General features: G+C 37.7%; 21 protein-coding genes and 3 pseudogenes. 7 read left to right on the top strand and 17 right to left on the bottom strand.

The genetic code is table 11. The features are described from left to right. Positions 1 to 114 precede the first annotated feature (114 nt). Both ACO1DI_RS00755 and cspD read right to left on the bottom strand, forming a co-directional pair. A pseudogene (locus ACO1DI_RS00755) lies at positions 115 to 1,365 on the bottom strand (peptide chain release factor 3); the annotation flags it as partial. Between the two features lie 242 nt (positions 1,366 to 1,607). Continuing rightward, positions 1,608 to 1,805: a cold-shock protein CspD gene (gene cspD / locus ACO1DI_RS00760; RefSeq protein ID WP_013057877.1), complete on the bottom strand. Its 198-nt coding sequence runs from the start codon at positions 1,803 to 1,805 to the stop codon at positions 1,608 to 1,610. Between the two features lie 315 nt (positions 1,806 to 2,120). On the opposite strand from cspD, the gene ACO1DI_RS00765 reads away from it, so the two are divergent. Further along, a complete protein-coding gene (locus ACO1DI_RS00765) occupies positions 2,121 to 2,855 on the top strand; it encodes a DUF421 domain-containing protein (RefSeq protein WP_258873836.1) in 735 nt (244 codons plus the stop codon). A 66-nt stretch (positions 2,856 to 2,921) separates the two neighbouring features. Here the strand turns inward: ACO1DI_RS00765 and ACO1DI_RS00770 are convergent, their stop codons facing one another. Further along, complete coding sequence (locus ACO1DI_RS00770; protein WP_115654338.1) at positions 2,922 to 4,409, bottom strand: hypothetical protein; 1,488 nt, start codon at positions 4,407 to 4,409, stop codon at positions 2,922 to 2,924. Between the two features lie 535 nt (positions 4,410 to 4,944). Between ACO1DI_RS00770 and ACO1DI_RS00775 the strand changes: the two genes are divergently transcribed. From ACO1DI_RS00775 to ACO1DI_RS00785, 3 genes are all read left to right on the top strand, one after another. After that, positions 4,945 to 5,559 (top strand): NAD(P)-dependent oxidoreductase, encoded by a 615-nt coding sequence (locus ACO1DI_RS00775; RefSeq protein ID WP_028414459.1) that lies wholly within the window; start codon positions 4,945 to 4,947, stop codon positions 5,557 to 5,559. A 22-nt stretch (positions 5,560 to 5,581) separates the two neighbouring features. Continuing rightward, positions 5,582 to 5,830, top strand: a complete 249-nt coding sequence (locus ACO1DI_RS00780) for a hypothetical protein (RefSeq protein WP_014459293.1) — start codon at positions 5,582 to 5,584, stop codon at positions 5,828 to 5,830. Positions 5,831 to 6,108: 278 nt separating this feature from the next. Continuing rightward, entirely contained in the window at positions 6,109 to 7,188 is a 1,080-nt protein-coding gene (locus ACO1DI_RS00785) for a PrsW family intramembrane metalloprotease (protein ID WP_115654341.1), read from the top strand. Positions 7,189 to 7,656: 468 nt separating this feature from the next. Here the strand turns inward: ACO1DI_RS00785 and ACO1DI_RS00790 are convergent, their stop codons facing one another. The 7 genes and pseudogenes from ACO1DI_RS00790 to ACO1DI_RS00820 all read right to left on the bottom strand — a co-directional run bounded on the left by ACO1DI_RS00790 (position 7,657) and on the right by ACO1DI_RS00820 (position 13,358). Further along, the gene (locus ACO1DI_RS00790; RefSeq protein WP_014459290.1) at positions 7,657 to 7,797 is read right to left on the bottom strand and encodes a hypothetical protein; all 141 of its coding nucleotides are present in this window, start codon (positions 7,795 to 7,797) and stop codon (positions 7,657 to 7,659) included. Positions 7,798 to 8,052: 255 nt separating this feature from the next. Further along, a pseudogene (locus ACO1DI_RS00795) lies at positions 8,053 to 8,325 on the bottom strand (manganese catalase family protein); the annotation flags it as partial. A gap of 36 nt (positions 8,326 to 8,361) precedes the next feature. After that, positions 8,362 to 9,318 carry a siderophore ABC transporter substrate-binding protein gene (locus ACO1DI_RS00800; protein WP_115654342.1) on the bottom strand — a complete coding sequence of 319 codons (957 nt, stop codon included), beginning with the start codon at positions 9,316 to 9,318 and terminating at the stop codon, positions 8,362 to 8,364. Between the two features lie 23 nt (positions 9,319 to 9,341). Next, positions 9,342 to 10,100 carry an ABC transporter ATP-binding protein gene (locus ACO1DI_RS00805; RefSeq protein ID WP_115654343.1) on the bottom strand — a complete coding sequence of 253 codons (759 nt, stop codon included), beginning with the start codon at positions 10,098 to 10,100 and terminating at the stop codon, positions 9,342 to 9,344. Continuing rightward, a complete protein-coding gene (locus tag ACO1DI_RS00810; protein ID WP_209367010.1) occupies positions 10,094 to 11,041 on the bottom strand; it encodes an iron chelate uptake ABC transporter family permease subunit in 948 nt (315 codons plus the stop codon). The genes ACO1DI_RS00805 and ACO1DI_RS00810 overlap by 7 nt, the downstream gene beginning before the upstream one ends. Further along, positions 11,034 to 11,984, bottom strand: coding sequence for an ABC transporter permease (locus ACO1DI_RS00815; protein ID WP_423144965.1), 951 nt, complete (start codon positions 11,982 to 11,984; stop codon positions 11,034 to 11,036). The genes ACO1DI_RS00810 and ACO1DI_RS00815 overlap by 8 nt, the downstream gene beginning before the upstream one ends. Positions 11,985 to 12,551: 567 nt before the next feature. Beyond that, complete coding sequence (locus ACO1DI_RS00820; protein WP_013057892.1) at positions 12,552 to 13,358, bottom strand: cell wall hydrolase; 807 nt, start codon at positions 13,356 to 13,358, stop codon at positions 12,552 to 12,554. A gap of 362 nt (positions 13,359 to 13,720) precedes the next feature. Between ACO1DI_RS00820 and ACO1DI_RS00825 the strand changes: the two genes are divergently transcribed. Next, positions 13,721 to 13,975 carry a hypothetical protein gene (locus ACO1DI_RS00825; RefSeq protein WP_013057893.1) on the top strand — a complete coding sequence of 85 codons (255 nt, stop codon included), beginning with the start codon at positions 13,721 to 13,723 and terminating at the stop codon, positions 13,973 to 13,975. 81 nt (positions 13,976 to 14,056) lie between these two features. Here ACO1DI_RS00825 and ACO1DI_RS00830 read toward each other — a convergent pair whose 3' ends face one another. The 6 genes from ACO1DI_RS00830 to ACO1DI_RS00855 form a co-directional block, all read right to left on the bottom strand. Beyond that, positions 14,057 to 14,221: a hypothetical protein gene (locus tag ACO1DI_RS00830; RefSeq protein WP_013057894.1), complete on the bottom strand. Its 165-nt coding sequence runs from the start codon at positions 14,219 to 14,221 to the stop codon at positions 14,057 to 14,059. 490 nt (positions 14,222 to 14,711) lie between these two features. Further along, positions 14,712 to 14,897, bottom strand: coding sequence for a hypothetical protein (locus ACO1DI_RS00835; protein WP_115654346.1), 186 nt, complete (start codon positions 14,895 to 14,897; stop codon positions 14,712 to 14,714). A 563-nt stretch (positions 14,898 to 15,460) separates the two neighbouring features. After that, complete coding sequence (locus ACO1DI_RS00840) at positions 15,461 to 16,024, bottom strand: NAD(P)H-dependent oxidoreductase (protein ID WP_423144966.1); 564 nt, start codon at positions 16,022 to 16,024, stop codon at positions 15,461 to 15,463. 235 nt (positions 16,025 to 16,259) lie between these two features. After that, entirely contained in the window at positions 16,260 to 16,820 is a 561-nt protein-coding gene (gene lepB / locus ACO1DI_RS00845; RefSeq protein WP_028414470.1) for a signal peptidase I, read from the bottom strand. 86 nt (positions 16,821 to 16,906) lie between these two features. Beyond that, on the bottom strand, positions 16,907 to 17,266 hold the full coding sequence (locus ACO1DI_RS00850) for a DUF4440 domain-containing protein (RefSeq protein WP_115654348.1): 360 nt from the start codon (positions 17,264 to 17,266) through the stop codon (positions 16,907 to 16,909). 107 nt (positions 17,267 to 17,373) lie between these two features. Then, positions 17,374 to 17,919 (bottom strand): CBO0543 family protein, encoded by a 546-nt coding sequence (locus ACO1DI_RS00855; RefSeq protein WP_115654349.1) that lies wholly within the window; start codon positions 17,917 to 17,919, stop codon positions 17,374 to 17,376. A gap of 265 nt (positions 17,920 to 18,184) precedes the next feature. On the opposite strand from ACO1DI_RS00855, the gene ACO1DI_RS00860 reads away from it, so the two are divergent. Further along, positions 18,185 to 18,841, top strand: coding sequence for a DUF975 family protein (locus tag ACO1DI_RS00860; protein ID WP_423144967.1), 657 nt, complete (start codon positions 18,185 to 18,187; stop codon positions 18,839 to 18,841). A 113-nt stretch (positions 18,842 to 18,954) separates the two neighbouring features. Then, positions 18,955 to 19,367: pseudogene (locus tag ACO1DI_RS00865) on the top strand (DUF1259 domain-containing protein). A 107-nt stretch (positions 19,368 to 19,474) separates the two neighbouring features. Here the strand turns inward: ACO1DI_RS00865 and ACO1DI_RS00870 are convergent. After that, positions 19,475 to 21,373 (bottom strand): endonuclease MutS2, encoded by a 1,899-nt coding sequence (locus ACO1DI_RS00870; RefSeq protein WP_423144968.1) that lies wholly within the window; start codon positions 21,371 to 21,373, stop codon positions 19,475 to 19,477. Positions 21,374 to 21,590: the final 217 nt, after the last annotated feature.

Here is a 21,590-nt window from a genome sequence, read left to right on the forward strand (position 1 = left end):
TTGTTGCATGTACTGGTTCAGTTAGCCAGCCGATATTAACCCTACTTACGAAGCTGAGGGACTGCGTTTTCGCATTTATCGTGAAACGCTTTCGCATTTTCGTGCGCCGCTTCACTGATTAATCCCTTTTTCAAAGTGCTTGGATTTCATTGCGTTTTTCGCACGAACTTTTACAAACAGTTCAGGCGGGAACTTTGGAAGAGCATCAAATTCGAATACTTTTCCTTCTCCTACAATTGTGTCCCCGATTTGATACGTGCCTGAATCATATAAACCAATGATATCTCCAGGATACGCTGTGTCTACTGTTTCACGGCTTGACGCCAGGAACTGATGAGACTGCGCTAGCTTCATTTTACGGTTTGTTCTTGCTAACGTCACGTTCATTCCACGCTCGAATTTCCCTGAACATACGCGTACGAATGCAATGCGGTCGCGGTGAGCTGGGTTCATGTTCGCTTGAATTTTAAAGATGAAACCTGAGAAGTTTTCATCCGTAGGCTGAACGGTGCCATTCGTTGATTCACGAGGCTGCGGCGGTGATGTTAATTGTAAAAATGAATTAAAGAAAGACTGTACACCAAAGTTTGCAATCGCACTTCCGAAGAAAACAGGTGTTAATAGACCTTGCTTTACTTTTTCAATTGAAAAATCATTACCTGCTTCGTCTAATAGAGATAAATCATCCACTAAGCCTGGTAAATACATTTCATCGACGTGCTTTTTAATTTCATCGTCGATATTTTCACCGTCAAAGTCTGCAAAATATGACTCTTTGTTTCCTTGGTATACTTCAATTTGTTTTGAAAAACGGTCATACGTTCCTTGGAATCGTTTCCCCATGCCAATTGGCCACGTTACAGGGTATGATTCAATACCGAGTACATCTTCAATTTCTTCAAGCAGCTCAAGCGGCTCTTTTCCTTCACGGTCTAATTTATTGATAAATGTTAGGATGGGAATACCGCGCATACGACAAACTTTAAAAAGTTTAAGCGTTTGTGCTTCAATCCCTTTTGTTCCGTCAATAACCATGACCGCACTGTCTACAGCCGTTAAGGTACGATACGTATCCTCACTGAAGTCTTCGTGTCCTGGTGTATCCAAGATGTTAATAAAGTGATCTTTATACTCAAACTGCATAACACTTGATGTAACCGAAATTCCACGTTGTTTTTCGATTTCCATCCAGTCAGATGTAGCAAACTTGCCTGATTTTTTTCCTTTAACCGTTCCGGCTGAACGAATCATTCCACCCAGTAACAGCATTTTTTCTGTTAACGTTGTTTTCCCGGCATCCGGGTGAGAAATAATGGCGAATGTACGACGCGAATCGACCATTGTTTCTTGAAGTTGGTTGCTCATACGTTTTAAAATCCTTTCTGCTCTACAATTCCTATTTTCATCATTTCATTATACGCTTTTTTTATACTGCGTGACTAGTTTTTTTCATATTTGAATACTTCTACAAAATCAAAGAAATCGTCAACAAGGTGTAAAAAGCGAACAAGAAAAGACCCCTTTTATAAAAGGGGCCTTCTCCCAGTTTAGTTTAACGAACGACCAGAGAAACGTTCTGCTGATCGGCTTAAACTTTATAAAAAAAATTACTTTTGAACGTTAGCAGCTTGTGGTCCACGGTTGCCTTCAACGATTTCAAATGTAACTTCTTGACCTTCTTCTAAAGTTTTGAAACCTTCGCCTTGGATAGCAGAGAAGTGTACGAATACATCGTCTTGTCCTTCTACTTCGATGAAACCGAAACCTTTTTCAGCGTTGAACCATTTTACTTTACCTTGTAACATATCTCTTTTCCTCCTTGTGTGACAATCCACACATTGTGTATTACTCTATTCCTGCTCTTACAATAAGTCAAGACGAACACTTCGAACTATCCTTACCGAACAAAAATAAGCACCTTTATTGTAACAAATCCTCCAAAAAATTTCAAAGGAATTTGCACATTCTTTTTGTTTGCTTCTATCCCTTACCTACAGCCTTTCTACCCCTTTTTAAGCAGCCGAATGTGAACGCATTATCCGCACTTCTTCTTGATGTTTTTTCTTGTATAACGATCCTTTAAATGGATAACGCTATAGAGATAGATACTCTTTCTATTTATGAGAAAGCAGGTGACATCACAAGCGATGGAAGACATTCTTTTGTCCCTTCTTAGAACCTTTGTTTCTTTTATTATCTTAAGCATTACAACTTTCCTGATTGGAAAACAAATTAACACGCATAATAATCATTTTACATTTGCAATGTCCATCATTATTGGATCGTTCATCGCAAATATGGGATTTGATTTAAAATTAAAATTTCTGCCGATGTTCGCTTCTTTTGCTTTTCTTGTGGCCATTCATTTTCTTTTAGCATCAACAGCTCTAAAAAGCAGGCGCTTACGAAAATGGATTACAGGCCGTCCGACGGTTATTATGGAAAAAGGAAAGCTTCTTGAAGCAAATATGAAAAAAGTCAAATATTCTATTGACGACTTGAATCAGCATTTACGAGAACTAGGAACGTTCAACATTGCTGAAGTAGAATTTGCTGTTTTAGAAGTAAGCGGAAAACTGTCAGTATTAAAAAAAGCAGCTTATCAAAACATTGCCAAACAGGACGTTTTGTCTAAGCCGTTTAAAGAAATGAATTTACCGGTAGAACTCATCATGGATGGAGAAATTATTCATAAAAATTTAACATCTCAATATACCGAACAATGGATCAACCTTGAGCTTTCAAATCGTCAGCTTCAGTTGAACCAAGTGCTGTATGCAGTTGTGTCAACAAACGGCATGCTCTATGTAGATGTGTATAAAGATCAGCTGTCCGCTCCTACAGACAGAGAATAAGGTTGAGACATAACTAAACGAGTTTAATTCTCCATCAAGAATCAAACTCGTTCGGATAAAATACGTTTACTGTGCCATCTCTTCAACGGTCCCTTCTTTTAAGCCGTAGTAGTTCCGTTCAAATCGCTTTATTTCTTGATCATAGCGGCGTACTTTTGCATCGGCTAGCTGGCGGCTTTGTTTTGTTTCTTCAAGCAGCTCGACCTGCTGATCAATTTGAAAAATAGTCGTCGTCAACTCGTCTTGATAATCATAAATTTCATTTTGAATATCCACGCATACGGGCAAACGATTTGCTAAAATAAAGTCCGTCATTTGCATAAGCACTTTTTTACGCTCTACTTCTTTCACTTTGCTTTTGACAGCTCGTTCTGCAGAACGGAACGTCAGCCTTACTTTAGAGAAGAAGTCACCTTTAATCGAAAGCTTACGCTGCAGTTCTTCTACATCTTGTTTTAATGATTCATGCTCTTCAATCATTTTTTGAAGCACAAGCCCTCCGTTTAATGATGTGAGCTCCATTTCATCAAGCTGATGGCGAATAGCTGTTTTGAGGGTTTCAATTTGTTTCACCGTCTTTTTCTCCGTAGCTCGGAGCTGCTTAACATACTGCTCTGTTTTATAAATAAAGCTGTCCAACCGTTCACGGTCAAACAGTGACTGCTCTTTCTTTTTTACATAATCTTGATACGCTGTGTGTACAGATGACCATTTAATCAGCAGAGACTGATAATTCAACAGCTCATCCTGATGCTCAAGCTTGTACGTCCACATCAGCTGAACAACTACTAATAACAGCGGTAAAAAAGTTCCAGCTTCTTTGCGTTTTGCAATAATTTCATGACTTTCAAAGCTCGCCATTAAAAACAGCGGCGCATTCATACTAAATAGCAGTGCTGGCGGGTAATTAACGGGAATAAAAATACTCATTACGGTTGCCATAAGGCCTGAAATAGCAGGGTATGCGTGCGGAGGAAGCTGTTTGTATAGCTCGATTGTCCCTTTTTTTTGCAGCAGTTTCACAAGCGATTCCTGCTGATAGTCTCCTAATGCATCAATCATTCTTTCTTGATACATGGGGTTTAGCTGTTCAATCCAATTCATCAACTGCTGCTGAAACACAACTTGCTGACGATTTGTAGCAATCATGTACTGCGAATCAATTAGATGAAAGAACAGTCGGATTTGATGGCGCATTACGTCTTCTAGCGTATGACAGCGTGCAATTGAAAACAGCTCATTGTATTTAGATACAAGCAAATTTCCAATGTTATCACTTAACTCGTACAGCTCGCCATTTGTCGTAGCATGAGAAACAGGAAGTTCAAAAAACTTCGCCATTTCAAGCAAAATATGCAGATGCATGTCTACTTCAGGCTGTTTTTCAAGCAATTTCATTTCTTCTACCAATGATGCTTGAAAATCCGTATGCTCCGTTTGCTGATACTGTGCTGACATTTCCGTATAAATGCGGTGGTCACATAACACATAAGCAGCTCTTAGGATATCGCCTTTAGACGTAAGCAACCCATACAATAACTGTTGTCCGTTCATCTTCACACCGTCCTTCATTAAATTTTCTTACTATAGCTTTCTATCATTTTATACTTTTTCTATAAATTCGATGCAATAGTTCAAATTTCCTGTTATCTTTCTTCTTGCTTTCTTAATACGAAGAGTGCCGTCCAACATGACATCAGTGCAGGCGGGATCATCCAAGTCATATATCGCCACTCACCCGTCACAAGCGCCATAATGAGAAAGATGAGCGGAAAACCTATTAGTACTATGATAACACGTGCTCGGCTTACCGTTTTTTTCATAGTGCATCGCCCCTTCTGTTCGTCCCTTATTCCTATAATACCCTTTCGCTTCTATAGCATTAAACACCTTTATAAACCGTTCGTACATTTCCTTGTTTTCTAGACAGTCTATGACATAAGTTTTAAAAAAGAACAGAGGATACCTCTTACTTTGATGAATCTCGTAAGCAGCTTTTATGTTTTGACAAGCTAAATCGAGAAAAATGTGTTATGGTAAAAGAAAATTTCGTTTTTACTACCTACATTGAAACGAAAGGGTTGATCGTATGAACATTTTTTTGATTGGCGCAAGTGGCAGGACCGGACAGGAATTAATAAAGCAAGCGATTAAAAACGGACATTATGTAAAAGCATTTGTGCGAAATCCATCTAAGCTTAAGATAACGCATGCGAACGTACACATCATACAAGGGGACGTGCTTGATTATTATGAAGTTTGTCAGGCCATGCGGGGGTGTGATGCAGTAATTTCTTGTCTTGGAACCGAAAATCTAGGGCATTCTACCCTTTTAGTAGAAACGACAAATCTGCTGATTCAATGTATGAACGAAAACGGAATTCAGCGTATCGCCTACACGGCTTCAGCGGGAATCGACGGAGAAATTCCTGGGATGACGGGCTGGCTTGCTCAGCGTATTTTAAAAAATGTGCTTCGCGATCATCACGAAGCCGTGAAGCTCTTGAAGGTAAGCGGACTCGACTGGACCGTTGCTCGGCCAATGGGTTTAACGAGCGGTCCATTAACCACGTATTATCGTATAGGAGAAGCTAGCATACCAGAAAACGGACGCAATATCAGCCGTTCTGACGTCGCTCATTTTCTCCTTCAAGCCGTAGAAAACAACAGGCACATAAAAAAATCACTAAGTCTTTCGTATTAAGTGTTCTAAAGGAGTGTTGATAGTGAACCTATCAAAAATTTTTCTAAAAATAAGTCTTGTACTTTTAATGGCATGCGTCTTTATTGAAGGTAATTTTCAGCTGGCGCTTGGCATCTTTGCTGCTGTTTGCATGCTTGTCATTATTTTTGCCAAGCCTCTTGCAAAATCGCTGCTTCCTGCTAATAAAAAAACAGGAAAAAAAGACCGCGAAACGTTAATGATGATTATTGGTGTGATCGTTTTTATTTCAGGAAGCTTTTTTATTGCGTAGTACTGTAAAGAAAACGGACTTAAATCCACATTTTCAATCATATAAAGGGCTGTGCTGTAGGTCGAATATTCGACTTATGACACAGCCCTTTTTTAGTTTTAATAAGGTATCTTTTTAAAATAGCTTCTGTTCTTTTATATAATACATACCATTCCATTATTTAAGCAAATTACCTACCAAACCCTCTTATGCTTTTTTCATCAGCTCACATAATATATGTAGAAGATGTCAGAAGACAAGCGTCAAACGATTTACATCTAGAAAAAGGAGGAAGATAAATGAAATGCCCCCATTGTGCTTATTCTAATTCGGAAGGGGTAAAATTCTGCTTAAATTGCGGCCATGAAATCGTGGACCACAACGAAAACTACAGCATATTCTACTTGTTTGCCCATCGTGTTGATAAAATTCCGAGAAATGAACGTTCCGTTGAACCTAAGTTTCGAAATATATTTTCTCGAGTCTTCCGACAGCACAGTGAAATGGAAGCTGAACGGCTTTTTATTGTAGGGACAGGGCTTACGACTCCTAAAATAGAAGAAGTTGTAAATACATGGCCAAAACCTTGGCTTTTTGCAAGGGTCTTTCTTATTGCGCTTGTCGCATACTTAGGCCTATATCTAGGCGTAAGTTTGTTCGAAAACATCAACTTCATACCAGGTCTTATTGTAGTCGGTGCTTTTGCAGTTCCATTTACTACTCTCATTTTCTTTTGGGAAATGAACGCTCCCCAGAATATTGCTATTTACAAAATTGTTTATGTCGTTTTTATTGGCGGAATCCTTTCACTTTTATTAGCACTTGTGTTTTACGATATTCTTGGAAATAACACAAACGTGATTGTAATTGGAATATGTGAGGAACTGGCTAAAGTTATCGCTGTTATTTATTTTGTGCGCAATCTTAAATATAGATATATCCTTAACGGCCTTCTTTTAGGAGCTGCAATAGGAGCTGGTTTTGCTGCTTTTGAAACCGCTGGCTATGCTCTACGGGCACTTCTTTCCGGCAGCTTTCACATGCTTTATTCCACAATACTCTGGCGCAGTATTTTTGCTCCTGGGGGGCATGTGGCTTGGGCTGCCTTGACAGGAGCTGCCATATGCATCGTACAAGGAGATAAGAAATTTCAGTGGAACATGCTGATAAAACCGAAATTTCTCGGTGTATTTTTGCTTGTCGTTTTTATGCACGCTCTTTGGGACTCACCTATACTAGGTGTTGTCCCAGCAGGACATACGATTTTGACGGTTGTCTTATGGATTTTAGTATTCAGTATGATCCGTATTGGTCTAAAAGAAATCGCGGATAAAAAGTTGGAGTTGACCTACTCTAAAGAAAATCCTACACCCTCTTAGGAGATGTTCAGCTTGCGTTAAGCTGCTCATTTTAACTTTTTATTACCTTTATGTTTCATTTTGAAAATTGGTGTTACAAATTGTAAAAAACAGCATTCAAATTACCTGTACATGATATGATAACCTCAATAACATGAAAGGGTGACTTGGTGAATGAACCTTACTGAAATTAAGCATATGATAACAAATTTAGTAAATTATAAAGATAGTGACATTACTCATACTCTTGCTAATAGGTTTACACTGAGTTATTCAGAACAATTAAACAGTTTTCAAATCTGCGACATTGAGAACGATATCATTTATCGTTATGAAGAACTGGAAACAGCTGCGTTAGCTTTGTTTAATATGATCCATAATCTTCCTAAGACCATTAATAGACATATTAATTCGTTTGAGCAAGTTTAAAACAGACAAAAAAGTTCATTTATTAACTAACATGAGCTTTTTTGTCTGTGTCTATCTATTTTAGTTATTTATAACCTTTTTCAAAAGCAGAATATCCTTTTGAATGGCCCGTCTAATTTCTTCAACTTTACAACGTTTATATTCTTGTACTAAGCGATAGAGCTCTCTTTTAAATAAAAATTCATCTTGTTGACTACTCATAGCAGCATGCCCCTTATTAGCTTTCTATTACAAGCGATTAAAGAAAGTATTCCCTTTTCTTCTTGTAAAAAACAATTAAATTAACAAATAGATGTAGAACAAACATTTCATCCGGAGCTTATGCAAACGACGAGATGTTCTTACCTTTAGAGGAATGACAGTTGAAGAAACATAAAAAAACATTGACTACTAGCTCTCAGTCAATGTTTTTTTATTTACTTTAGCTCTAATTCATTAAAGCTAATTGGCATACTTTTATGCATTCATGTCTCCTGAACCTGGAGCGTGCTCATTTGGCATTTCAGATAAGTGAGGAACGGGAAAAGCTTCCGGTGGAGGCGTTACGCTCAAGTCTCCGCCATTTCTGCTTGGCGTCTGTCCTTGGAATATTTCTCCCATTCGGTGCGGATCTAACCTAAAATCAAATTGCGTGTTGTGATAACCCCTCTCGACAAACTTTCTGCATTCAGGGTATTTGTTAATATCATAATTTGGTACGGGGAATAGTTTGCCCCAGTCGATGCACAAAAAAAGAGCTGATTATAACCAGCTCCTTTTTCTCTATTACTTCTCTATCCCTGCTTTGATTTCTTTAATCATGCCAGCCATTGACTCAAGGCCTCCTCCAGATAAATACCAAAGGCCTGGATCAAGATACACAACGTGATTGTTTTTCACGGCGCTGATTTCTTTTACGTAATCATTTTCAACAATTTGTTTGGCTGATGATTTTTCACCAATCGCTGCGCCGCGGTCAACGACGAATAAGTAGTCTGGATTTTGTTTGACTAAATATTCGTACGAAATGCTTTGGCCGTGCTTAGCCGATGGATCTAGGCTGTCGTCTGCAGCTTTAATACCGAAGACATCGTGAATTAATCCGTATTTAGAACCCGGACCAAACGCTGTCATTTTGCTATCATTTGCCATCATTACAAGCGCTTTTTTATCTAGTTTGGCCGCTTGTTTTTTCAAATCTGCAATTTGCTTATCGATCGCTGCTAGCTCTTTTTTCGCTTGATCTTCTTTATCAAAAATTTGTCCTAGCACTTTTGTGTTTTCTTTAAATGACTTCATATAGTGCTGGTTATCTGTATCGATATAAATCGTCGGCGCAATTTTTGAAAATTCATCAAATGAATCTGCTTGGCGGCCTTGAATAATAATTAAGTCTGGATTTAGCTCTGCAATTTTTTCAAAATCAGGTTCTTTTAATCCACCTACATTTGCGTACTTATCATCTTGATATTTTGATAAATACTCAGGAATCGCTTGTTTTGGTAAGCCCGCTACTTCAACCCCTAGTTTATCTAGCGTATCAAGTGCACCCATGCTGAATACTACAACTTTTTTAGGGTTTTTCTCAATTTTAATTCCGTCTTTATTGAACTGATCGGTTACTGTTACCGTCTCTTTTTGCTTACTTTCTCCACCTGTTGTTTCTTTTGCTCCTTGATTACCGCAAGCAGCTACAACAATCGCGGTTAAGACTGCTACAAACATTACTAACACTTTTTTCACTTTCGTCACCTCATGAATAAATTTTATGAAAAATACACGCAAATACGCTGTCCGCCAACCGTTTCGATTGGAATATCCATATCGTATATATCCTTTAATACAGACGTTTGAATGATGGTTTCTGTTGGGCCTTCACGGATCACTTCACCGTTTTTAAGCGCCACGATGTAATCCGAATAGACAGACGCAAAATTAATATCGTGAATGACAATCACAATGGTTTTGCCTAAGTCTTCTACGAGACGTTTCAACAGCTTCATAATTTCAACAGAATGCTTCATATCTAAGTTATTGAGCGGTTCATCTAAGAAGATATACTCCGTGTCCTGTGCGATGACCATAGCGATAAAAGCTCGCTGACACTGTCCACCGCTCAGTTCATCCAAGTATTTATGTTGAATACTTTCAAGCTTCATATAACTCAGCGCCTGATCAACCGCTTGTTCATCGCTTTTTGTTAACCGGCCTTTTGAATAAGGGAACCGGCCAAAATTCACGAGTTCACGTACGCTAAGCCTGATATTCAGCTGATTGGACTGTTTTAAAATACTCATTTTTTTAGCTAAATCTGAGCTGTCAATATTCTCTATATTTTTTCCTTCTATTGATATTGATCCTGAGTCGGCTTTAATGAGACGGCTCATAATTGAAAGCAGCGTACTTTTCCCCGCTCCGTTTGGGCCGATAAATGACGTGATTTTCCCTTTTGGAATCACAACGGATGTTTTTTCTAAAACGGTTTTTTCTCCGTATGTTTTACTGACATTTGTTACTTCTACCATGATCTATTCTCCTTTAGCAGCAAATAAATAAAGTAAATTCCGCCGGCAAAGTCAATGATGACGCTCAGCGTGGTGCTGAAGGTGAACACTTTTTCAACGATAAACTCTCCTCCGACGAGGGCTATAACACTAAGCAGCAGTGATCCCATCATTAAATAGGTGTGCTTATACGTTTTGAACAGCTCTCTCGCCAGGTTCACAACAAGCAGTCCAAGAAAGGTGATCGGTCCAACTAACGCTGTAGCCACTGAGACAAAAATGGCAATCACAATCAGCATTTTTTTGACGAGCCCGTCATAATCAATCCCTAAATTTACCGCATGTTCTCTTCCTAACGACAGTACATCAAAAATGGATGTAAAGCGCCACACGTAAATGCCAAGCAGGATAAATATGACGGCTGCTATGTATAGCAAATCGGTATTAACATTGTTAAAGCTTGCAAATGATTTATCTTGTACAACTTGAAATTCATTCGGATCAATCAGCATTTCCATAAATGAAGACATGCTTTTAAATAACGTGCCGAACACAATTCCAACCAGTAAAATAAAGAAAATATTCTTACCGGCTTTTTTGAACATCAGTATGTAAAGCAAGACGGAAAAGATAATCATCAGCGAAACGCAAAGAAGAAAATTAAGATTTTTGTTCATGATGACAATATTCGTCGAGCCAAAGATGTACACAATAAACGTTTGCAGAAATAAATACAGTGAATCCAGTCCTAGAATACTAGGAGTTAGAATTCGGTTATTGGTAATCGTTTGAAAGATAACGGATGAAAACGCAATGGCTCCTCCGGTTAAAACAATCGCAGCGACTTTTTCAATTCTTCGCGGCAGCGTGTACTGCCAGTAGCCTAAATCATAGCTGATAAACAGCGCCACTGATAAAACGGCCAGCGCGGCGAGAATGATGATTTTATGTTTGTTATGCATAACGACCTCTCCTTATCAGCATAAAAAGAAAGATCGCACTTCCTATTACACCTACCATTAACCCAATAGAGATTTCATAAGGGAAAATAATGACTCTGCCTAAAATATCGCACGCAAGTACGAACACAGCTCCAAGCAGCGCTGTATGAGGCAGGCTTTTGCGCAAATGATCTCCACGGTAAATCGATACGATATTTGGAATGATTAATCCTAAGAAAGGCAGCATGCCAACGGTCAAAATCGTAATCGACGTAATAAGCGAAACAATGACTAATCCAATGTTTACGATTTGTTTGTATTTCACACCTAAATTGATTGAAAAGCTTTCTCCCATACCAGCAACCGTGAACTTATCTGCGTAAAGATAAGCGACCATTAAGAGCGGTATACTCAGGTATAAAAGTTCATATCTCCCTTTGACTACTAGCGAAAAATCGCCTTGCAGCCATGAAGAAAGGTTTTGAATCAAATCGTATTTGTAGGCAATGAAGGTAGCTAAGGAACTTACGATACTACCGAGCATTAAACCGACTAGTGGAATATAAATCGTATCGTTAAATTTAATTCTGTCTAGTATTCTCATAAACAATAGATTGCCCGCCAGTGAGAAAATGAACGCAATGCTCATTTTTAATAGAGGACTTGCTGAAGCAAATACTAGTAGAGAAATCAACACACCAAGTCTTGCCCAGTCCATTGTTCCTGCCGTTGTTGGAGATACAAACTTATTTCGCGTAATTTGCTGCATAATTAATCCGCAAATACTAAGGCTCATTCCCGCCATAATAATGCTCAAAAGCCTAGGAAAACGACTAAAAAACAGCGTTTGGCTTTCTTCTTTTGTTAAATGAAACAGATCCATCGCTGACAGATCTTGTACTCCTACAAAAAGAGACAAAACCGCTAGTACAGCAAATACAAGAATTAACTGATAAAACTTCAACTTTCTTTACTCCTTTCTTCCCTCTATAAGTCTAGTTACCTCCTCCTTCATCATATGTAAATGATTATCATTATCAATTGACTTTCTTTATCATATCACTATTCTCTAAATAATCAATGGTTTTCTCAAAATTTAAGCAAAAAAATGCCTTAACAGATGGATCTGTTAAGGCATTTTAAGGTTCAATTAGACTTAAAAATAGCTATTGCTCTCTTCATACATAAGAGATTGAAACATACCTACCTCGCCCCCATTTAAGGACGAATAATAGGAATAAATGATCTGGACTGCTTTTTTCACCGCTGTTGCTTTCCGTGCAAGGCTTCGCGCTCCGTGAGGTCTCATCCCTTACGCTTTTTTCGCAGGAGTCTTCGCTTTTCCCTCTAACCACCAGCTAGAAATAACTACATACATGAAATCTACGTTCACCATAACAACAAAAAATCCGAACCATTAATAATTATTAATGGTTCGGATTTAACTTTAAGCAAAATACTTTTGTCGCAGCCTCTTTGTATCGCAATTACATATATATGAAATATATGTTTATATTTGAAAGAAATCTACTTATTTTGCAAATACATGGTTTCCGATAACTGCCGTTACTTGCTGCGTTGCAACCCATTGACTTTCAGCGATTTTCGGATTATAGAAAAACAGCGCATCGTTTTCATGCGGGTTTGATAATGCTTCGCTTACCGCTCGTTTTGATTCTTCTGATGCAGGCTGATTAATTGCTCCGTTTGCTACTGGTGAAAATTGATAGACGCCGTTTCCTAGCTGCTGATAAATAACGTCGTGAATGTTATTTGGGAATTCCGGTGAAGCTACACGGTTTAATACCACAATTGCTACCGCTACTTTTCCTTGGTACGGCTCACCTTTTGCTTCTGCCTCTACTAATCTAGCTAGTAAATCTTGATCTTGTGCAGAAACTGATGTAGACGGAGCAGTTTGTGCCGGCGCCGGTGCTTCTCCTTGAAGTTTTAATGTTTGTCCGATGGTAATGATATCACTTTGTAAACCGTTAACAGCTTTTAACTGATCCACAGTCATGCCGTTTTGTGTTGCAATATGATATAACGTTTCGCCTTGTGCTACTGTATGTACAGATGTTGCCGGACTAGCGGCAGGTTGTGCTTGTCCCTGGTCAGGAATCGTTAATGTTTCTCCAACGTAAATCATGTCGTTTTGGCGGTTATTAGCACCTTTCAGCTCATCTACCGTAACCCCATTTTGTTGGCCAAGCCCCCACAAGGTATCTCCTTTTACGACTTTGTGCGAAGCTGCTGCTGATGCTGTTCCTTGACTTGCTAGAAATGCTACAGACGCTGCAGAAGCAACTGCCCATTTTTTTACACGTTTTTTACTCACAAAAACTACCTCCTAAAATTTGAACCTGTTATTACCTTAGCACATAGATTCGCCTTTTCATTAAAAAAAACAGTAACATTTGTTCTAATTGGATTAAGTTTCTTACAGTGCCATTCATTATGTTACAACTTTTACATGACCCTTAAAGAATATGTAGAAATATGACGATTTCATTGCGAAACGAGCTTTTTATCTGTTTACTTACATTCCTCTTTCTGTAAAAAACTTGATTTAATTATGATTAATCGCAGAGATAAAAAGGAAAACAGCAGTCAAATAGAGAAATAGTGTAACTATTGAGGAATGATTCAGCGCTTCTTTGTCAATTTACGTTTGTTTATTAATAAAGGAGGTCTATTTGGATGTGTGCAAATAAAATGTATGTGACGTATAACACGGAAAAACCGGCTATTACAATTCAAGGAGCTTTTTATCATACGGGAGGAACGCAGGAAGAGTTTTTGCGGGAATTCAAGTACTGGCTTGAATCTCACGGCTGGTCATTTATGGGCGTAACAAATGAAACAACGATGACAACGGCGAACAAAGAGTTAAAAGAAACGATGGAACAGCATAAAATAGAAGGCAAAAAAGTTCAAAGACTAGAAGATTTATAACGATTGCTTCTATGACCCTTCACACATGTCCAAACGCCAATACGTAAAAAAGCCTTTAGATGAGCTAAAGGCTTTTTTACATTAACGAGAAAGTGCGACCACCTTCTGATTTTCTACTCTCTCTTCAACAGGCTTTCTCATTTCTTTTTCCGTCCATACGCCAATGCGTTTTTGTCTTTTCCCAAGAGGCTGTTTTTCACATGCATAGCAAATTTCTGAAATATCATCAAAATGAGCTAACGACATCTTTATCCCTCCTTTTCTAAATATACACAGGCAAGTTAGTATGCTTTTTCCCTTATTTTCCAACGCTAAACTGCTTCATGTTGGATTTAAACAATTTATAAACAAATGGAATAAATAACTTCTACTTCATTATCATTTAGATTGTTTTATTTACATATAGGGGGGTAAACAAAAACTATCCCACCTCACACCCTGAAGTTTGAAACTGTCACGTAAGAAAGCTGCTTTATATAAAGCAGCTTTTTTATGTTTTTACTTTTCCTAGCTCCATACCTGATAAAATTTATATAACATCTAAAAAAGCATTCTCACAATTAAAATTGCTGCTTGATGTGCATATCCTGTAAGTGCTCAGCAAGCTTATTTTCAAAAGATTCCAGTTAAACAAAAAACACCTGTAGCATTAAAAAAAAGATAAATGCTACAGGTGTTTGTGCATGAGTCATAATAACAGGCAGCGCTAACTCACATCTCTTTTACAAACATCGCGCTATGCTTTTGATACATCCCCGGTATTTGTTATAAAGCAAGTATGACAAATATCTTCAATGCCTGTACAACTGGTGATGATGTCTTTCTTTCCTTCTTTTTTAATAGAAGAAAGTTCTAGATTTACGAGCCGATCCGTCACAGGGCAATAGGCAACCCAACGTTTATTTTCTAGTCGTTCATCCATCCCATACCTTCACCTTCTTAGACTTTAAAGTAAAGATACGTGTAAGTACTGCTTCATAATTCATTTCATATCGGAGAACTATTTACTATACCCTTTACTCAAACATCCAAAACATGATTTTTAAGGAAATTATTTATATAATATATAAAAATTTTAAGAGCAGCAGTTCATTTTTTGTATCGGTGAATAGTATGCATGGATTCGTTAAAATCTTTTATGAGACGATAAGGCTTGCTCACTAACCTTATAGGAACTCCAATTAAAAATTTATTTATATCTTTTTTATATTTTTTTGATACTCGGTTAGGTTTCGTAGAGACACGCTTATAAACCTCTTTATAAAACTCTTTCAAAACATCAACTTGAAATACCATTGTGCGATTTCATTCATGACATTCTACGCGCACAATTTTGCCGTTAATATAGGGAAGTTCCTCTTTACAACTGTTGCCACATAAATCGGCTTTGAATCCTCAGCTCCAATAATTAAGAGATACGATTTTTGCATCATAATGAATAAAAAAAACCGACTGTTTAGTCGGTTTTTTTGTAGAGATTGATTTTTAATGTCCCTCACCTATTCCAAATACTTCTGCTACGTGATTTTCTAATTTATGCTTGTAGTGATCAATGTTTGGATGTTTGACTACATCATGAATAGAGTAAGTTGGAAGTGGACTCATACCGACGTACTGATTCATTCTATGCAAATGCATAATGGCTTCGTCCAAACTTTTTCCTTCATAGAAAGCTTCATCATTGTTAAAAATAGCTTCCGGCGCGTTCCACGTGAGAGAAAACATGTATTTTTTCCCCGTTAATAAGCCGCCTCGCCCGTATTGATTGGAGCCTTTAAAAAAAATGTTATCCATATACACGCGATCAATATATTGCTTAAACTTTCCGGGAATGCTGAACCAGTAAATAGGCGTCTGCATAATCACAACATCAGCCCATAGCCACTTTTCAATTTCTTCTTCTGCTTCGTAGCCTTTATCAACCACCGTTGTTTTAATGTCAAATTGATCAGTGAGTAAATGCTGCATTTCGTTAAAAATCGTCTGATTTAACTCTCCTTTTGACTTTTTATAATACTCGTGTCCGTTAATGATTAATACGTTTTTCATATTGACCTGCTCCTTTCCAAAATCCTTGCTTCTTTATCTTCATATATCTGTATACCCATAAAAATCATTTACCTATCAGTACCTACTCTTACTTTGAAGTAACATAAGGTCTAATTTACTAATTCTTTAGAAGATGTTTAACTCTCATAAAGCAAGTCGTTTTTTTAAAAATCAGTTCTTTTCACCCAACAAAAAAAGACTGACGAATTAAATTTCGTCAGTCTTTCTGTCTTTTTTATTTCGGTTCGCCTACTTCATTTAACGGATAGTAGCGAAACTGCACTTTTCCGATCACTGATTTTTGTGAAATAAAGCCAAATGCTCGTCCATCATGGCTTACAGGACGGTTGTCCCCCATGACAAATAGTGAATTTTTCGGTACCTTCACTTTGCCATCAGTTGCAGGCAGCGTTTGAAGCGTAAAATCTTCCGTGAATTTTTCATTAGGTGCAAGAGATTTTTTAGATTCTTTTAAATACGGCTCTTTATAAGCTTTGCCGTTAATATAGAGAACGTCGTTTTTCATTTCTACCGTATCTCCTGGCAGTCCGATTACACGTTTAATATAGTTTTCATCTGCATCCGGTGCATGAAATACAATCATATCAAAGCGATCAACATCACTGATTTTATTTAAAATAACGCGGTTTGAATCTTCAAACGTTGGATACATCGATTCACCGTGAACCGTAGTTGGCGCAAATAAAAAATGGCGGACTCCCACTACTATAACCAATGCAATAACAATGGACTTAATCCATGAAAACACTTCTTTTTTTACGTTATTTTTGCTCATCTCAAAACATCCCTTACGTCAAAATATACTTTCATCATAGCATCAAATAGAGGGAAAGTATAATAATAACCGAATAATCTTATTTATTAATCACCTTTTGTCACTGTGCCTTGATGGAAAAACAAACGCCACTTTTCTTCTCTTTTTCGCCAAATAGAACTGCGAAGCGTCTTTTTTTCTGCCGTATGGTTCATAAGATGATAGGTAGTTAGTACGCAGTCAGGAGACAATACGTCTATATGAAAATGAGAGATTTCGAATACATCTGGCGATAGTGCATGATTGTGATTGTAGTCTTTTCGTTTCCATACCGTGCCCGAGCTGCCAAACTCCACGTAATCATCTGCTAGAATGTTTGAAAGCTCTTTAGCAGAGGTGCGTATCTCTGATTTTAAGTGACTGCATTCTAAATCATAAAATGTTTGAGTGATATTCTTTTTTTCCACTTTCACAGTCTCCTCTCATTCTTTCTTACATTCATTATAAAGGAATACTGCCGTTTTCACTTAAACAAATAATACTCCTATCTCAAATAGACAGGAGTATTATTTGTTTAGCTAACGCTATAGCCTCTCTTCTTACCTGCAATCCAATCGCTAATCATTTTCACGACAATTCCCATGACGAATACTGTAAGAAATGAATAAAACATCGACCAGTTCAGCAATTGGTACAAATACAGCGCTTTGAATATCGGAATGCCTATAAAAGTAATAACGGCAGACGTAATGATATGTGCGATAAAGAAAAATTTCCATTTGCTAAAAAATTGGTAGACAAGTACGATACTTACCGGAATAATAGCAAAGTCAACCGTATTGAAGCGATCTGTAAACGGAAGCATCTGGTGAGGGTAGCACCACAGATTAAAAAATTTGCCGAATTCATCTACCAAACCGACTATGTCAAAGCTGATAAAAAAGACGAGCAGCATAAAAAAAAGACGCTGTCTATCAATGAAGAAGTAAAAAAGCAGCAGGAAAAGAGCATTTATTACCACTATGAGCCACCATTGAAAGCTAAAGAGATCTTGATGAACCCAATAAGAAAATTCCTTTTCGTTTAAGACTTGTTGCATCATTTTTAACATTTCAAACATAGAAATCCCTCCTATCTTAGAAAGTCTTTCCATCAGCGTTTTCCTTCATACTAAAATAAAGCATCGCACACAGTGCTTTTGTACCTCCTCCTTCTTCAAAAGCAGATTGTACCTATTTAGCGATTTCTATCTGTCTAGTAAAAATTTTTCACAGGAGCTTTGCTTTTCATCTCAGAACCTATTGACTATTATTTTCATTTCATACAAAATTAACAATTGTGCATGGTTTACATGTTAATACAAGCAAAAATGAAGGAGGAACAACATGAATATTAGTACAATTAAAAAAGAGGCTAAAGCTTCTTTAAAGAACCGCTGGGGACTGGCGATTCTACTGACGGTAGTGACGTACGGAGTCTACACGCTTCTACCTATTCCATTTGAAATTATGGCAAGCGGCGGCTATGACAATTGGATGAATGATGAATCTGATTCCGCCTCATGGATTTCAACTGCATTTGCTATCGCCTTTTCACCTCTTCTCATGGCGAACTACTGGGCATTTTTAGGTTTAGCACGAGGTGAATCTGTGCAATTGGGGCACTTGTTTAAAACATTCCAAGACTTCGGTCTTTATGTAAAATCACTAGGAATTTATGTACTTATGACTCTTTATGTGATGCTGTGGTCACTACTTTTACTGATTCCTGGAATTATCAAAGCACTGGCATATTCACAAACGTACTATATTTGTAAAGACAATCCTACTTACTCGATGAATCAAGCGATTACAGAAAGCCGCAGGTTGATGAATGGTTACAAAGGACAGTACTTCCTGCTGCTGCTAAGCTTTCTTGGCTGGTTTTTATTAAGTATTATTACACTAGGAATCGGCTTTTTATGGTCTATTCCATACCTTTCTGCTTCACTTGCTCGTTTTTATGAAAATTTGTTAAACGAGCGCTCATCGCATGCTCAATAATAAAAAATCCTCTTCATCGTGAAGGGGATTTTTTTATAAGAACACGGTTTGCATAAGTGAAGCTCTTATGTCATAAAGCTTACTAAGAGTATTGAAGAAAGGCAGGAGCTTATATGTATACTACAAGCGAGATTTGTCAGCAGTTTGGCCAGATTTTAAACGCTAAAAGCAAAGTTAGTCCAACCGGATGCTCCGTATCGCTTAAAAGAAGTTTTCCAGCTTCTGTTCAAGGTCGGAAAAGCAGCTCTGTCGTTCCTGTTGGCGTATCATTTGAGGCGATAGACGCACAGGGAAATGCGCTAACTTGGCTGAGATTGCTATTTTACAAGAAGAAATCCCTCGTTTTACAGAAGCTGCTGCGCGGCAAGGTCTTATCGTAAGCGCTTTGCATAACCATTGGCTTTTTACAGAGCCGGTCCTTATGTATCTTCATATTCAATCTGTAGAGCCTCCTTTACATTTTGCGAAAAAAATGGCTTTTTGTTTTACAACGCTCAAGAGTCTTCCCGTTCCCACAAATGAATAATTTATTGAATGCATCTCTCAAATACACTAGGGCGGTAAAAGATGTTTTTTGAAAAGCTACATAAAAACAAAAGCCCAGCACTTTCCTACAAGTGTTGGGCTTTTGTTTTACCTATTTTTCCGTATATCTTTTTCAATTTTCCGCAATGCTTTTTTTGATCCTCGCTGCAGATCATGCTGCTCTTTTCGATCTTTATAGCTAATAAATAATGAATCGAGATCATAGCCTTCGGGATATAATTCAGCAGCTTTGATTTCAAGAGCTACTCGCTTAACGTTTACTTCAATTAACTCATTCTGATAGAGTACGACTATATTGTTTGTGTTGTCTTTAGACTTATACACAATCGCATGATTTTCATAATCTAACAGCTTGACTCGATCTCCCATTTGGTATTCAATACGGTCTTTTTTCTTTTCCTTCAAAATAGTTGGTTTTTTTATTTTATTTTCTCTGACAACTTCTGTATCATAGGATTTGCTTTCCATATAGAACTTTGCTTTTTGTAAAATCTCTTCTTCTACCTTCATTTTCTTTGAAATCCAAAGCGCATTGCTTTCACCAGATGTGCCAATTAACAGTTGATACAGCGGTTCTAATGTTTTACTGTTGAACTGCATCGCGGCATTCATAAAGTCAGGATGAATTTCTGAGAAACGCTTAATTTCTCCGTAATGCGTAGTCGCGACCGTTATGCAGCCCATATGATAAAACTTCTCTAAAATTGCAATCGCAAGTGCAGCTCCTTCATTCGGTTCGGTGCCGCTGCCAATTTCATCGAATAGGAGCAGCGTATTGTTCGTTGCTTTTTGCAAAATAGCCGATATATTTTTCATGTGTGAGGAAAAGGTGCTCAGCGCATTTTCAATACTTTGGTTGTCGCCGATATCGACAAAAATATGCTCAAACAATGCAATTTCTGTTCCTTCATCAGCTGTAATATGAAACCCTAACATTGTAGCGAGTGTCAGTAGCCCAATCGTTTTTAAGACAACGGTTTTTCCTCCTGCGTTAGGTCCCGTAATAATTAAGCTTCGATAATTCTTGCCAATTTCGAAGTGAAGCGGAACAATTTTACCAGTTAACAGCGGGTGATATGCGCCTTTTAAATGAATATATCCATAATCATTAATTTCAGGTTCAATTCCATCTGCCTGTTTACTGTATTTTGCTTTGGCAAACACCATGTCGTATTGGCTAATTAGCTCTAAATTAATATGAATATCAGCTAGCTTCTCTAACACTAAACCTGTTAAAGACGCTAAAATTTGATATTCTTCTACCTCTTCTTCTGCTTTCAAAATCGCTAGTTCCGCATTCAGCTTTGTAATAGACGCCGGCTCTATGAACACTGTTGACCCTTTAGAAGATGTTTCAACAATCGTTCCTCCAACATGATTTTTATAGGATGCCTTGATCGGAATCGTATAGCGGTCTCCTTTTTTACTGATGAAGAAGTCTTGAATATACTCTTTGTTTTTACCGTTTCGTAAAAATTTCGCAAGCTGTTCTGAAATCTTAGCTTCCGTTCCTTCTATATGTCTTCTGATACGCTTAAGCTCTTTGCTTGCCGCAGCGTCTACTTTTCCGGCTTTGATCGCAAAATTAATTTCCTCTTCTATACCTGTCAGTTCTTTCATCGAATGGGCATAGGAACTTAAGAGCGAAGCAAAAAATTCTTTATCCACCATATATTGTTTTACTTTTCTGCAGCCTTTTAAAAAATCGGATATGCGCATTAGCTCTTCGGGCTCTAAAATCATGCCTTTTTCAAGCTTTTCAATGACTCTTCCTATACCTGAGACACCTGATAGCGGAAGTGATTTCTCAGCATCTAGAAGTCTTCGTGCTTCCGTTGTTTCTTTAAGTCGGTTTTTTACTGTTTTAAGAGATGTGCTCGGCTGAAGTTTATCCATTAATTGTTTTCCCAGCTCACTTACGCAGTGAGATTTTACGATTTCTTTTAATTCCTGATACTGCAATTTTTCAAATGTCATCGTATTCATGGTTTTTCTCCTCACTATGATTTGTCATCACATATGAAGATACCTATTTATTAGAAGGCAATGAAAAAGGTAAATAAAAAAAGCTGTGGTGATCCCACAGCTTTTTGCGTTCATAAGGTGTCTAAACACATATCACAAAAGAAAGCTCTGTAAAAACAGACGCCTCTTTCGGGACAAATGCCGAACCCTTTATAAAGCATTGTAGGTATCTTCATAG

It is taken from the genome of Priestia sp. 40 (genome assembly GCF_049368575.1).
Lineage (GTDB): Bacteria > Bacillota > Bacilli > Bacillales > Bacillaceae_H > Priestia > Priestia zanthoxyli.